We start from the raw sequence: 12,929 nt of genomic DNA, 5'->3' as shown, positions 1-12,929 counted from the left end.
ACAACGATGCGACATAGCGTACTTTTTGCCACAGCGTTTGCCACCCTTGTCTCTACCAGCACGTTCGCGGCTGACCTGCCGGGCAAAGGCATTACCGTTCAACCGGTACAGAGCACCATCACCGAAGAAACTTTCCAGACGCTGCTGGTGAGCCGCGCGCTGGAAAAACTGGGTTACACCGTCAGCAAGCCGAGCGAGGTCGACTATAACGTCGGCTACACCTCCATCGCCTCTGGCGATGCCACCTTTACCGCCGTGAACTGGCAGCCGCTGCATGATGATATGTATGCCGCAGCAGGCGGCGACAAGAAGTTTTATCGCGAGGGAGTCTTTGTTACCGGCGCGGCGCAAGGGTATCTGATCGATAAGAAAACCGCCGAGCAGTACAACATCACCAATATCGCCCAGTTAAAAGATCCGAAGATTGCAAAGATTTTTGACACCAACGGCGACGGAAAAGCGAACATGATGGGCTGCTCGCCGGGCTGGGGCTGTGAAGCAGTAATTAATCACCAGAACACAGCGTTCGATCTGGAAAAAACCGTTGAGGTCAGCCACGGTAACTATGCGGCGATGATGGCCGACACCATCACCCGATTTAAAGAGGGCAAACCGATTCTGTATTATACCTGGACGCCATACTGGGTGAGCGACGTTATGAAGCCGGGCAAAGATGTGGTCTGGCTGCAGGTGCCGTTCTCTTCCCTGCCTGGCGAGCAGAAGGACATTGATACCAAATTGCCTAATGGTGCGAACTATGGCTTCCCGGTGAACACCATGCACATCGTCGCCAACAAAGCCTGGGCCGAGAAAAACCCGGCGGCGGCGAAACTGTTCGCGATCATGAAGCTGCCGCTGGCGGACATCAACGCGCAAAACGCGATGATGCATGCGGGTAAAGCCTCAGAAGCCGACGTTCAGGGTCATGTGGACGGCTGGATCAAAGCCCACCAGCAACAGTTTGACGGCTGGGTGAACGACGCGCTGGCCGCACAGAAGTAAGGTTTACCTCTTGCCGGATAAGGTGCTCAAACCCCTTATCCGGCACAGGCAATTATCTCTCCGGCGTCTTTTTATAACCCATCAGCATGAGCACCAGGCTTTCCCGCGAGTCTGCATTGTTGAACTGATAATGATTCCCCTGGCGATCGCCGCCGATATACCACGCAATTTCCGTTTTCCCCTCGGCCAGCGCCTTGCGCACGGCTTTGTCCACGTCCACCATCCGGTATTCTTTCGCGTTATTAAGATACAAGACGGCATCTGAACGATAGTGACAGGCCGGGCGATTTTGCCAGGTGACACTGTGCGGATCCCAGTCGCTGCTGGTCGGATAGAAGAAGATTTGATCCGCGCCGTTGCTCTCGACCTTGCCGCCATAAATACGGATGCGATATTTAAACAATGATGGATCCTGCCCCGCCGGTAGCGCCGGGATCGCGAATTTCACCAGCGTCATGGTTTCCGGGTTATGCGTGCGCCCGCCGTTTTGCCAGTTATCCTGAATCAGCAGCTTTTCCGCCGCATTGGTTACTGTCTCCGGCTGCTCGCTGCTGATCCACGTCGCCATTGCCTTTTCATAGCGATACGGTACGTTCAGCCCGCAGTCCATACCGTTGTTCATGCACAGTTCCGTCATAAAGCGCGCGCCGTCCTCCGTCCAGCCGTTCATAAAGTCGGCATGTGCGGTGTAGATGCTTCCCCAGCGTTCTTCACGCTCGTCGCCGTTCATGATCGGGTCGAGAGAAAGCTGCGCTTTTGCGGTGTCCAGCGACGTAATTCCCGGGATCACATACGCCACGTTCATGTTTACCGTCGGGATTTTCACCGGATAGCCGGACGGACACTGACCGTTGCTGTCATAGGCGGCGTTTGGCATACCATGACCGGGTTTCAGGTGAATACCGTCCCAGCAGTCAGGAAACTGGATGCCAATGTTGAACTGTACCGCGTCCCCCGCTTTACGCAGACCGCATACTTCTCCGGCTTTGGTGGTATAGCCTTTCCCGTTGGCGCACAAAAAAGTAATGCGGGGATTTGGCGCCGCGCCGTGGTGATCGCCCGCCAGCAGTGAAAGTCCCGCCGGAAACGGATGCAGCGGATACTCTGTCGTATTTTTGGCCTGATAGTAGGTTTTTTGATAGGCAGGCGGCACTACCGTCCCGTTCGGCAATTTCAGCGACGGGGCCCAGTACGCGGAGCTGTCCGCTTTATTATCGCAAGTGGTTTCTTCCTTCGCCCGCAGCGTCGGGTAAGTGGATACCGCATCGGTATGGGTATTACCGAAGAAGTCATGCCACATCGCCTGGTTCGGCATGCCAAACATCATGATGGCGTCATCGCCCAGCGAGTGGCTGTAGCCGCATACCACATGCGCCTGCGGTGCGGCATATGCGGGCGCTATTGCGGCGGTCATCAATAGGGAAAGTCCTGTCAACGTCGTGCTCAGTTTCATCGTCATCTCCTGTGATGAAAAAGAACATTGGTAACAGAGCGACGCGCCGCCACCGAACGCTTTCGCGACCGATTTTCTTCAGTTTGCCGGTTTCCCCCTACGCTTCGTGAAAAACGCACAATCGATCACCTCGCGATGTGCCAACAATCATTGACTTCCGCTATGATTGATTCCCCTGGAAATCATCACCTGACTGACGATAACAAACATAATGACAAAAAATACTCACCCGCTTAGCCCGGCGCTGATCGTGCTTATGTCGGTAGCGACGGGCCTGGCGGTTGCCAGCAATTATTATGCGCAGCCGCTGCTCGACACCATCGCCAACAATTTCTCTCTATCTGCCAGCTCTGCGGGATTTATTGTCACCGCCGCACAGTTGGGCTATGCCGCCGGCCTGCTGTTTTTGGTGCCGCTTGGCGATATGTTTGAGCGCCGGACGCTGATTGTCTCGATGACGCTGCTGGCCGCAGGCGGAATGCTCATTACCGCCAGTAGCCAGTCGCTGACGATGATGATCCTCGGCACCGCGCTGACCGGGCTGTTTTCGGTGGTCGCCCAGATTCTGGTGCCGTTGGCGGCGACCCTCGCCACACCGGACAAGCGTGGTAAGGTGGTCGGCACAATTATGAGCGGATTGTTGCTCGGTATCCTGCTGGCGCGGACGGTGGCGGGCTTACTTGCCAGTCTCGGCGGCTGGCGCACCGTATTCTGGGTAGCCTCTGCGCTTATGGCGCTGATGGCTGTCGCCCTGTGGCGCGGCTTGCCAAAAATGAAGTCAGAGACGCATCTCAATTATCCGCAATTGCTCGGTTCGGTATTCAGCCTGTTTACCCGCGATAAATTGCTGCGCACGCGCGCGCTGCTGGGTTGTCTGACCTTCGCCAACTTCAGCATCCTCTGGACATCAATGGCCTTTTTATTGGCGGCGCCGCCGTTCAGCTATTCCGAAGGGATGATAGGCCTGTTTGGGCTGGCGGGCGCCGCGGGTGCGCTGGGCGCGCGTCCGGCGGGCGGCTTCGCCGATAAGGGGCATTCTCATCTCACCACCACCTACGGTTTGCTGTTGCTGCTGCTTTCCTGGCTCGCTATCTGGCTGGGGCACGCCTCGGTACTGGCATTGATCGTCGGGATTCTGGTGCTGGATCTCACGGTGCAGGGCGTACACATTACCAACCAGACGGTGATTTACCGGCTCTACCCGGATGCCCGTAACCGACTTACCGCAGGCTATATGACCAGCTATTTTATCGGCGGCGCCGCCGGTTCGTTAGTTTCAGCCTCTGCCTGGCAACATGCCGGATGGGCAGGCGTGTGCCTGGCGGGAACCACCGTTGCCGTACTCAACTTGTTGGTCTGGTGGCGAGGATTTCATCGACAGGAAGCCGCAAATTAATCGGTTAGCGAGCGTTTACCTCTGTTTCGGCTCCTTAGGGTGTTAAGGAGCCCCCCAGTCTGTTAAGGTTATAGCAATCATTTACCCTGGTTATTTTAACATTGGTGATATCGCATAAATTTCTATGGAAAGCCCCACTCCCCTTTCCGAACCCAACCCGGCGCCATGCATGGAAGGATTCACCGAAAGCTTATCCACCGTCATGAGTAACCTGCCCGCCGCGTTTTCCTATCCCCATTGTCGGGTGCCCTGAGCTACGGATTAGCCTCAGAGGCGCTGGCGATTTTATAACCCGTAAGAATCATTTTGCTTTAATAATACATTTACTTTATTTGTCACTGTCGTTACTATATCGGCTGAAATTAATGAGGTCATGCCCAAATGGATAGTTCGTTTACGCCCATTGAACAAATGCTAAAGTTTCGCGCCAGCCGCCACGAAGACTTTCCGTATCAGGAAGTGTTGCTCACCCGTCTTTGCATGCACATGCAGGGCAAGCTGCTGGAAAACCGCAATAAAATGCTGAAGGCTCAGGGGATTAACGAGACGTTGTTTATGGCGTTGATTACGCTGGAGTCTCAGGAAAACCACAGCATTCAGCCTTCTGAACTGAGTTGTGCGCTGGGTTCGTCCCGTACTAACGCAACGCGTATCGCGGATGAACTGGAAAAGCGCGGCTGGATCGAACGCCGCGAAAGCGACAACGATCGCCGTTGCCTGCACCTGCAGTTGACCGAAAAAGGCCACGAATTTCTGCGCGAGGTGTTACCGCCGCAGCATCACTGCCTGCACCAGCTGTGGTCCTCCCTTAGCACCGCAGAAAAAGATCAGCTTGAGCACATCACCCGTAAGCTTCTGACGCGTCTCGATCAGATGGACCAGGATGGCGCCATTCTTGAGGCGCTGAGCTAACGCGTCGACTCGCTCAATAATCCAGATTAAGAAAGAAAACTGACTGGCCAGCACCCGCGCGTGCTGGCCTTTCTGATAAACAGTTCGGCCAAGCCGACAAAAAATAAGATCGTGGAGAACAACATGAGCGCAAATGCGGAGATGCAAACCCCGCAGCAACCGGTCAAAAAGAAAAGCAAACGTAAAAGTACGCTGATTCTGCTGACCTTGCTCTTTATCGTTATTGCCGTGGCATATGGGATCTATTGGTTTTTAGTATTGCGTCATTTCGAAGAAACGGATGATGCGTACGTGGCAGGGAACCAGGTTCAAATCATGGCGCAGGTATCCGGCAGCGTGACGAAAGTCTGGGCGGATAACACGGACTTTATCAAACAGGGCGATGTCCTCGTCACCCTCGACCAGACGGATGCGAAGCAAGCGTTCGAAAAGGCGAAGACCGCGCTGGCCTCCAGCGTTCGTCAGACGCATCAGTTGATGATCAACAGCAAACAGTTGCAGGCGAACATTGACGTGCAAAAAACCGCCCTCGCCCAGGCGCAAAGCGACTTTAAACGTCGCGTGCCGCTGGGTAACGCCAACCTGATTGGTCGCGAAGAACTGCAACATGCCCGCGACGCGGTTGCCAGCGCCCAGGCGCAGCTTGACGTCGCCATACAGCAATATAACGCGAACCAGGCGATGATCCTTAACAGCAAGCTCGAAGATCAGCCTGCTGTTCAGCAGGCGGCGACCGAAGTGCGTAATGCCTGGCTGGCGCTTGAACGTACGCGGATCGTTAGCCCGATCACCGGTTATGTTTCTCGACGCGCCGTACAGCCCGGCGCTCAGATCAGCCCGACAACGCCGTTGATGGCCGTTGTTCCGGCCACGAATCTGTGGGTCGACGCCAACTTTAAAGAAACCCAACTGGCGCATATGCGTATCGGCCAACCGGCAACGGTGGTCAGCGACATCTACGGCGATGACGTTAAATACACGGGTAAGGTCGTCGGTCTCGATATGGGGACAGGCAGCGCTTTCTCCCTGCTGCCCGCGCAGAACGCGACCGGCAACTGGATCAAAGTGGTACAGCGTCTACCGGTTCGTATCGAACTGGACGAGCAGCAGTTAGCCCAGCACCCGCTGCGCATTGGTTTATCTACGCTGGTGACCGTCGATACGGCTAACCGTGACGGACAGGTACTGGCAAGTACCGTGCGCAGCACACCGGTTGCGGAAAGTAACGCTCGCGAGATCGACCTTGCGCCGGTGAATAAACTGATCGAAGAGATTGTGCAGGCCAACGCCGGCTAATTCCGAGGTGCGTGTTATGCAACAGCAAAAACCGCTGGAGGGCGCGCAGCTCGTCATCATGACGATTGCGCTGTCGCTGGCGACATTCATGCAGGTGCTGGACTCCACCATTGCTAACGTGGCGATCCCCACCATCGCCGGGAACCTCGGCTCCTCCCTGAGCCAGGGAACGTGGGTGATCACCTCCTTCGGGGTGGCGAACGCCATCTCGATTCCTATTACGGGCTGGCTGGCGAAGCGCGTCGGGGAAGTGAAACTGTTCATGTGGTCTACGGTGGCGTTTGCCATCGCCTCGTGGGCATGCGGCGTCTCCAGCAGCCTGAACATGCTGATCTTCTTCCGCGTGGTTCAGGGGATCGTCGCCGGGCCGCTGATCCCACTCTCCCAGAGCTTACTGCTGAATAACTACCCGCCCGCCAAACGTTCTATCGCGCTGGCGCTGTGGTCGATGACCGTCATCGTCGCACCGATCTGCGGCCCGATTCTGGGTGGCTACATCAGTGACAACTACCATTGGGGCTGGATCTTCTTCATCAACGTCCCCATCGGGATCGCGGTGGTGCTGATGACGCTGCAAACCCTGCGCGGTCGCGAAACCCGTACTGAGCAACGACGGATTGACGCCATCGGTCTGGCGCTGTTGGTGGTGGGTATCGGGAGCTTGCAGATTATGCTCGACCGGGGCAAAGAGCTGGACTGGTTCGCCTCGCAGGAGATCATCATTCTGACGGTGGTGGCGGTGGTCGCCATTAGCTTCCTGATTGTCTGGGAGCTGACCGACGATAACCCCATTGTCGATCTCTCGCTCTTTAAGTCGCGCAACTTCACTATCGGCTGTTTGTGTATCAGCCTTGCCTACATGCTTTACTTCGGGGCGATTGTGTTGCTACCGCAGCTTTTGCAGGAGGTCTACGGCTATACTGCGACGTGGGCGGGTCTGGCCTCGGCGCCCGTTGGGATAATCCCGGTGATCCTGTCGCCGATTATTGGCCGCTTCGCGCATAAGCTGGATATGCGCAGACTGGTGACGTTCAGCTTCATTATGTACGCCGTCTGCTTCTACTGGCGCGCCTACACGTTTGAGCCGGGAATGGACTTTGGCGCTTCGGCCTGGCCGCAGTTTATCCAGGGCTTTGCGGTGGCCTGCTTCTTTATGCCGCTGACCACCATCACGCTGTCGGGACTGCCGCCTGAACGCCTGGCGGCGGCATCAAGTTTGTCGAACTTTACGCGAACGCTGGCAGGCTCCATTGGCACCTCGATCACCACAACCCTGTGGACCAATCGGGAATCAATGCACCATGCGCAGTTGACCGAGTCGGTGAACCCGTATAACCCGAACGCCCAGGCAATGTACGATCAGCTTCAGGGCATGGGGATGACGCAGCAGCAGGCGTCAGGCTGGATCGCCCAGCAGATCACTAACCAGGGACTGATCATCTCGGCCAACGAGATTTTCTGGATGTCGGCAGGCATCTTCCTGATATTGCTTGGCCTGGTCTGGTTCGCCAAACCGCCCTTCGGCGCAGGTGGCGGTGGCGGCGGCGCGCACTGATTAAAAAGGCCAGTTCAGATGAACTGGCCTTTTTTATGCCGGGCGGCGTTTATCCGTAGTCGACCGGGTAAGGCGCGTAGCCTTGCTATCCGGCAACGCAACTAGATATGCAGCTCCTGCAATTTTTCTTTCGGTAGCGCCAGTTCTTCGTTGCTGTTGACGCGAACGTCGCGCTCCAGAATGTGGCGGGCAATCTCCTGCGCTTCGCTCAGCGAATGCATCTGGTACGTGCCGCATTGATAGACGTTCAGTTCCGGGATCTGATTCTGATCCTGCACTTTCAGTACGTCAGCCATCGCCGCTTTCCAGGCATCCGCCACGCGCTGCTCGTCTGGCGTACCGATCAGACTCATGTAAAACCCGGTGCGGCAGCCCATCGGCGAGATGTCGATAATCTCAACGCCGTTACCGTTGAGGTGATTACGCATAAAGCCTGCAAACAGATGCTCCAGCGTGTGGATCCCTTTCTCCGGCATCACCTCTTTGTTGGGGATGCAGAAACGCAGGTCAAACACGGTAATTGCGTCGCCGTGCGGGGTGTTCATCGTTTTCGCAACGCGGACGGCAGGTGCTTCCATCCGGGTATGATCGACAGTGAAGCTATCTAACAACGGCATTTAGCCACCTCCGATATTATTTTTTAAAATAAACTGAACTCTTCGTTTCGGGGCGAGTCTGAGTATATGAAAGACGCGCATTTGTTATCATCATCCCTGATTTCAGAGATGAAATTTTGGCCACTCACGAGTGGCCTTTTTCTTGTCTGTCAGGCCTGTTTTTCCAGCCAGCGTTCAAAGGGTTCGCTGTCCGCCGCTTCCACCTCACGTTGACGCCGTAAAGATGCCTCGCGTTCAGCGATAAATTCTTCTTCCTGCAAGATCTCCAGCGGCTCTTCGCGCAGCACATTACGCCAGGCTTCGCCCAGCGCTTTACCGGTGCCGCCAATCCCGTTGTCGATCATCGAACGCAGGATCCGCGCCGAAAACGTCAGTTCCGGGTTATCAAAACAGGCGACCAGTTCGTCGCACACTTTCTGATAATCCTCTCCACCGTGAATGCTGTCCAGCGTTTGCGCTACGCGTTTGAGATCGCGGAACAGATCTTTTCCGACTTTCGTCAGCGGGAACTGCGCGGTTTCGCAGCCAATCCCCAGCGTCAGCCCCGGCTTGCGCCCTTCCAGGATCACCCGATTCCAGTTGGTACGCGTACACTGCAGCTCGCCGCTGCTCATCTCCGGCGCGTCGGCCAGCACGCACCAGACCATAAACAGATCGAGGAAACGCACCTGTTGCTCGTCAACGCCAATTGGCGAGAAGGGATTGATATCCAGCGAGCGAACTTCAATGTATTCAATGCCGCCGCGCAGCAGTGCGTCTGAAGGCGACTCTCCGCTACGGGTCACGCGTTTGGGACGGATTGGCGCATACAGCTCATTTTCGATTTGCAGCACGTTGCTGTTGATCTGCAGTCGCTTACCGTCTTTCTCGATACCAATGGCCGCGTATTCTTCTGACGGCGTTTTGATCGCGCGTTTCAATCCTGCCACATAGTCGTGCAGATCGTTAAACGTAATACCGAGATTACTTTGCGATTTATTGGTATAGCCGAGATCGCTCAGACGCAGCGAGGTCGCGTACGGCAGGTAGTACATGCCGCAGTCGGTTTTCTCGAAGGGCAGCGTGGTCGGTTTCCCCTGCAGGAAGGAAGAACAGATCGCCGGCGACGCGCCAAACAGGTACGGAATGACCCAGCCGAAGCGATAGTAGTTGCGGATCAGGCGAAAATAGCCAGCAGAGATTTTCTCTTTTGCCGCTTCGCCGTCCATCTCGCCGCACTTCGCCTGCCAGAACGCCATCGGCAGGGAAAAGTTATAATGCACGCCGGAGATCGTCTGCATTAGCGCGCCGTAACGGTTTTTCAACCCTTCGCGGTACAGTGTTTTCATCCGCCCGACATTCGAGGTGCCGTACTGCGCCAGTTCGATATCCTGCCCTTCCGCGATGTAACAGGGCATACTCAGCGGCCACATGCGCTCATCGCCCAGTTTTCTGGCGGTGTAGCGGTGCAGATCGCGCATGAACGTCAGCATATGCTGAATGTCACCGTCCACCGGCGTAATGAATTCCAGCAGCGCTTCGGCAAAATCCGTGGTGATCCATTTATGCGTCAGCGCCGAGCCCAGCGCTTCCGGATGCCCCGTTGTCGCCAGGGTACCGTCAGCATTCACGCGCAGCGTTTCGCGCTCCAGTCCGCGCTGTATGCCTTTTAGAGCCTGTGGATGTCTTTCCAGCCAGGTCAGAGCCTGTGATACGTCCGGGATCAAATTGACCTCCCGCCTGTCAAAATCGTTTTAATTAGCATAATTGTAGTGGTTGCCCTGAAGGCTATTCCAGGCACAATTAGTGCCACCATAAAGAGCCCTGAATGGTTGCAGCCGCGACGACAATATAGCGCAGCGCTTTGCCAAGGCATAAAAAAAAGAGCACTGGTCCCCACGGGAGGCGCATCCACCCCGCTAACAGGCACAGTAAATCGCCCACTACCGGCATCCAGCTTAATAATAGCGCCACCGCGCCATAGCGATTAAGCCAGCCTGTTGCTTTCTCCTGCCAGCGCGATGTTTTGCGTAGCGGAAAGAAACGCCCAAGGATAACGTTAGTTAGCCCTCCAAGGCTATTACCCATTGTTGCTGTTATGACTAAGACCCAGGGATGAGAAATCCCGGAAAGCAGCATGGCAACCAGAACGACCTCAGAGTTGCCAGGCAACAGCGTCGCACTGAGAAAACTGCTGGCGAACAAAGAGAAGAGCGACAGTACGTCACTCACAGCAAACGCACATCCACGACATCCATGCCTGCGGCGCGTGCTGCCTGCACGCCAAAATCAGCGTCTTCAAATACCACACAGCGAGCCGGAGGCACGCCCATGCGTTCTGCGCAAAGAAGAAAGGTATCCGGCGCCGGTTTATGGTGCAGTACGTGGTCAGCGGCAATCACGGCGTCAAAATAACGACGCAGGCCCAGGTGCGCCAGCAATGCTTCGGCAACGGCGCTTTCACTGCCGGTGCCAACCGCCATCGGACGACGACCATGCCATGCCTTCACAACGTCGACCAACGGCAAGGGTTCGACGCTGTCGAGCAACATGCGTTTTACCGCCGCGGTTTTTTCTTGCGCCAATGCGTGCGGATCGAGGTCCGCCTGGTTCAGTTCAATGATCGCCTGCGCGATACGCCAGGTCGGTGAACCGTTAAGCGCGATCATCGCCTGAAGATCGAAATGCATACCGTAACGGCCTAATACTTCGTCCCACGCCTTACGGTGTGTCGGCTCAGTATCCAGGATGGTGCCATCCATATCGAAAATCAGACCCGCATAACGTTCGTACATTGTGTTCTCGCAAACCGTAGAAACCAGACGTTATTTTATCGTAATGGCGGGATTTTGTCGCTGACGGCGAAAGTGAGGATTGATCAGGGAAGAAGAAGCAATTGAAACGGGAAGTATGGGGATTATCTCAGAGAAGATGGTGCATCCGTGAGGATGACTCGGCTGCGCCTCGCCCTTCGGGCCATTGCTCAAGCAACGTTATCCTCCCTGGTGCTTACGGTAAATCCGCAGCCCCTGAAACAACAGCGTAGTTATTGTTTCGGAGAAGATGGTGCATCCGGGAGGATTCGAACCTCCGACCGCTCGGTTCGTAGCCGAGTACTCTATCCAGCTGAGCTACGGATGCATCGGAATACTTGCTTTACTGCCGATACTGATATGACGGCTGGCGTTATATCAACGCAAGGAATGGTGCATCCGGGAGGATGACTCGGCTTCACCTCGCCCTTCGGGCCGTTGCTTAGGCAACGTTATCCTCCCTGGTGCTTGCGGTAAAACCGCAGCCCCTGAAACAACAGCGTGGTTATTGTTTCGGAGAAGATGGTGCATCCGGGAGGATTCGAACCTCCGACCGCTCGGTTCGTAGCCGAGTACTCTATCCAGCTGAGCTACGGATGCATCGGAAAACTTATTTTACTGCCGATACTGATATGACGGCTGGCGTTATATCAAGCAAGGAATGGTGCATCCGGGAGGATGACTCGGCTTCGCCTCGCCCTTCGGGCCGTTGCCTGGGCAACGTTATCCTCTCTGGTGCTTGCGGTAAATCCGCAGCCCCTGAAACAACAGCGTGGCTATTGTTTCGGAGAAGATGGTGCATCCGGGAGGATTCGAACCTCCGACCGCTCGGTTCGTAGCCGAGTACTCTATCCAGCTGAGCTACGGATGCATCGGAAAACTTGCTTTACTGCCGATACTGATACGACGACTGACGTTGTATCCAGTAAGAGATGGTGCATCCGGAAGGATGACTCGGCTTCACCTCGCCCTTCGGGCCGTTGCTTGGGCAACGTTATCCTCCCTGGTGCTTGCGGTAAAACCGCAGCCCCTGAAACAACAGCGTGACTATTGTCTCGGAGAAGATGGTGCATCCGGGAGGATTCGAACCTCCGACCGCTCGGTTCGTAGCCGAGTACTCTATCCAGCTGAGCTACGGATGCAAATGGCGGTGAGGCGGGGATTCGAACCCCGGATGCAGCTTTTGACCGCATACTCCCTTAGCAGGGGAGCGCCTTCAGCCTCTCGGCCACCTCACCACACGCCTCTTACGAGTGCGTCGAAGAACATGTTTCTGCTCATCGTCGCTGCGTGGCGCACATATTACTTTCTGGGACTTATAAGTCAAACAATTTTTCCTGCGCTTTTATCGTTTGCACACTTCACGCTCAATTAGTCTGCAAAAACGGCAAAAAGGGTGTTTTATCAACAAACAAATCGGTTTACATGGACTCTGGCTGCCCCGACAACCCCAGGAACACGCTCAGATGATAGAGATAGAAAACAAGGAAAACACAGGAAGGACAGGTTGCGTCTCACCCATCCAGATGAGACGCGGAAACCTTAGTAACTGGACTGCTGGGATTTTTCAGCCTGGATACGCTGGTAGATCTCTTCACGATGGACAGAAACTTCTTTCGGGGCGTTTACGCCGATGCGTACCTGGTTGCCCTTCACCCCTAAAACTGTCACGGTGACCTCATCGCCAATCATGAGGGTCTCACCAACTCGACGAGTCAGAATCAGCATTCTTTGCTCCTTGAAAGATTAAAAGAGTCGGGTCTCTCTGTATCCCGGCATTATCCATCATATAACGCCAAAAAGTAAGCGATGACAAACACATTACATGTAAGCAGTCACGGCATCACATTCTGTTAAACCTAAGTTTAGCCGATATACACAACTTCAACCTGACTTTATCGTTGTC

General features: G+C 55.2%; 11 protein-coding genes and 5 tRNA genes. 5 read left to right on the top strand and 11 right to left on the bottom strand.

Annotated elements, in window-relative coordinates:
• Positions 1-6 precede the first annotated feature (6 nt).
• A complete protein-coding gene (gene proX / locus JY391_RS05115) occupies positions 7-1,002 on the top strand; it encodes a glycine betaine/L-proline ABC transporter substrate-binding protein ProX (protein WP_042288521.1) in 996 nt (331 codons plus the stop codon).
• Positions 1,003-1,054: 52 nt separating this feature from the next.
• Here proX and JY391_RS05110 read toward each other — a convergent pair whose 3' ends face one another.
• A complete protein-coding gene (locus tag JY391_RS05110; RefSeq protein ID WP_211935325.1) occupies positions 1,055-2,455 on the bottom strand; it encodes a DUF1996 domain-containing protein in 1,401 nt (466 codons plus the stop codon).
• Positions 2,456-2,666: 211 nt separating this feature from the next.
• Between JY391_RS05110 and JY391_RS05105 the strand changes: the two genes are divergently transcribed.
• The 4 genes from JY391_RS05105 to emrB all read left to right on the top strand — a co-directional run bounded on the left by JY391_RS05105 (position 2,667) and on the right by emrB (position 7,614).
• Positions 2,667-3,851 carry an MFS transporter gene (locus JY391_RS05105; protein WP_181822645.1) on the top strand — a complete coding sequence of 395 codons (1,185 nt, stop codon included), beginning with the start codon at positions 2,667-2,669 and terminating at the stop codon, positions 3,849-3,851.
• A gap of 381 nt (positions 3,852-4,232) precedes the next feature.
• On the top strand, positions 4,233-4,763 hold the full coding sequence (mprA, locus tag JY391_RS05100) for a transcriptional repressor MprA (protein WP_042288528.1): 531 nt from the start codon (positions 4,233-4,235) through the stop codon (positions 4,761-4,763).
• 123 nt (positions 4,764-4,886) lie between these two features.
• On the top strand, positions 4,887-6,059 hold the full coding sequence (gene emrA / locus JY391_RS05095) for a multidrug efflux MFS transporter periplasmic adaptor subunit EmrA (RefSeq protein ID WP_042289046.1): 1,173 nt from the start codon (positions 4,887-4,889) through the stop codon (positions 6,057-6,059).
• 16 nt (positions 6,060-6,075) lie between these two features.
• Positions 6,076-7,614, top strand: coding sequence for a multidrug efflux MFS transporter permease subunit EmrB (emrB, locus tag JY391_RS05090; protein ID WP_042288532.1), 1,539 nt, complete (start codon positions 6,076-6,078; stop codon positions 7,612-7,614).
• A 101-nt stretch (positions 7,615-7,715) separates the two neighbouring features.
• Here emrB and luxS read toward each other — a convergent pair whose 3' ends face one another.
• From luxS to csrA, 10 genes are all read right to left on the bottom strand, one after another.
• Entirely contained in the window at positions 7,716-8,231 is a 516-nt protein-coding gene (gene luxS, locus JY391_RS05085; RefSeq protein WP_060569134.1) for an S-ribosylhomocysteine lyase, read from the bottom strand.
• A 149-nt stretch (positions 8,232-8,380) separates the two neighbouring features.
• Positions 8,381-9,937 carry a glutamate--cysteine ligase gene (gshA, locus tag JY391_RS05080; protein ID WP_060569133.1) on the bottom strand — a complete coding sequence of 519 codons (1,557 nt, stop codon included), beginning with the start codon at positions 9,935-9,937 and terminating at the stop codon, positions 8,381-8,383.
• Between the two features lie 76 nt (positions 9,938-10,013).
• Positions 10,014-10,442: a YqaA family protein gene (locus tag JY391_RS05075; RefSeq protein ID WP_042288542.1), complete on the bottom strand. Its 429-nt coding sequence runs from the start codon at positions 10,440-10,442 to the stop codon at positions 10,014-10,016.
• The gene (yqaB, locus tag JY391_RS05070; protein ID WP_200035399.1) at positions 10,439-11,005 is read right to left on the bottom strand and encodes a fructose-1-phosphate/6-phosphogluconate phosphatase; all 567 of its coding nucleotides are present in this window, start codon (positions 11,003-11,005) and stop codon (positions 10,439-10,441) included. The genes JY391_RS05075 and yqaB overlap by 4 nt, the downstream gene beginning before the upstream one ends.
• Before the next feature lie 269 nt (positions 11,006-11,274).
• A tRNA-Arg gene (locus tag JY391_RS05065) sits at positions 11,275-11,351 on the bottom strand.
• A 195-nt stretch (positions 11,352-11,546) separates the two neighbouring features.
• Positions 11,547-11,623: transfer RNA gene (locus JY391_RS05060), tRNA-Arg, on the bottom strand.
• A gap of 194 nt (positions 11,624-11,817) precedes the next feature.
• Positions 11,818-11,894, bottom strand: a tRNA-Arg gene (locus JY391_RS05055).
• Positions 11,895-12,088: 194 nt separating this feature from the next.
• Positions 12,089-12,165, bottom strand: a tRNA-Arg gene (locus JY391_RS05050).
• Positions 12,166-12,168: 3 nt separating this feature from the next.
• Positions 12,169-12,261, bottom strand: a tRNA-Ser gene (locus tag JY391_RS05045).
• Positions 12,262-12,565: 304 nt separating this feature from the next.
• The gene (csrA, locus tag JY391_RS05040) at positions 12,566-12,751 is read right to left on the bottom strand and encodes a carbon storage regulator CsrA (protein ID WP_000906486.1); all 186 of its coding nucleotides are present in this window, start codon (positions 12,749-12,751) and stop codon (positions 12,566-12,568) included.
• Positions 12,752-12,929: the final 178 nt, after the last annotated feature.

Origin of the sequence: Citrobacter sedlakii (assembly GCF_018128425.1) — a bacterium.
GTDB lineage: Bacteria > Pseudomonadota > Gammaproteobacteria > Enterobacterales > Enterobacteriaceae > Citrobacter_A > Citrobacter_A sedlakii.
The sequence above is the reverse complement of the archived record's forward strand: the minus strand, read 5'-3'. Positions and strand labels throughout refer to the sequence as shown.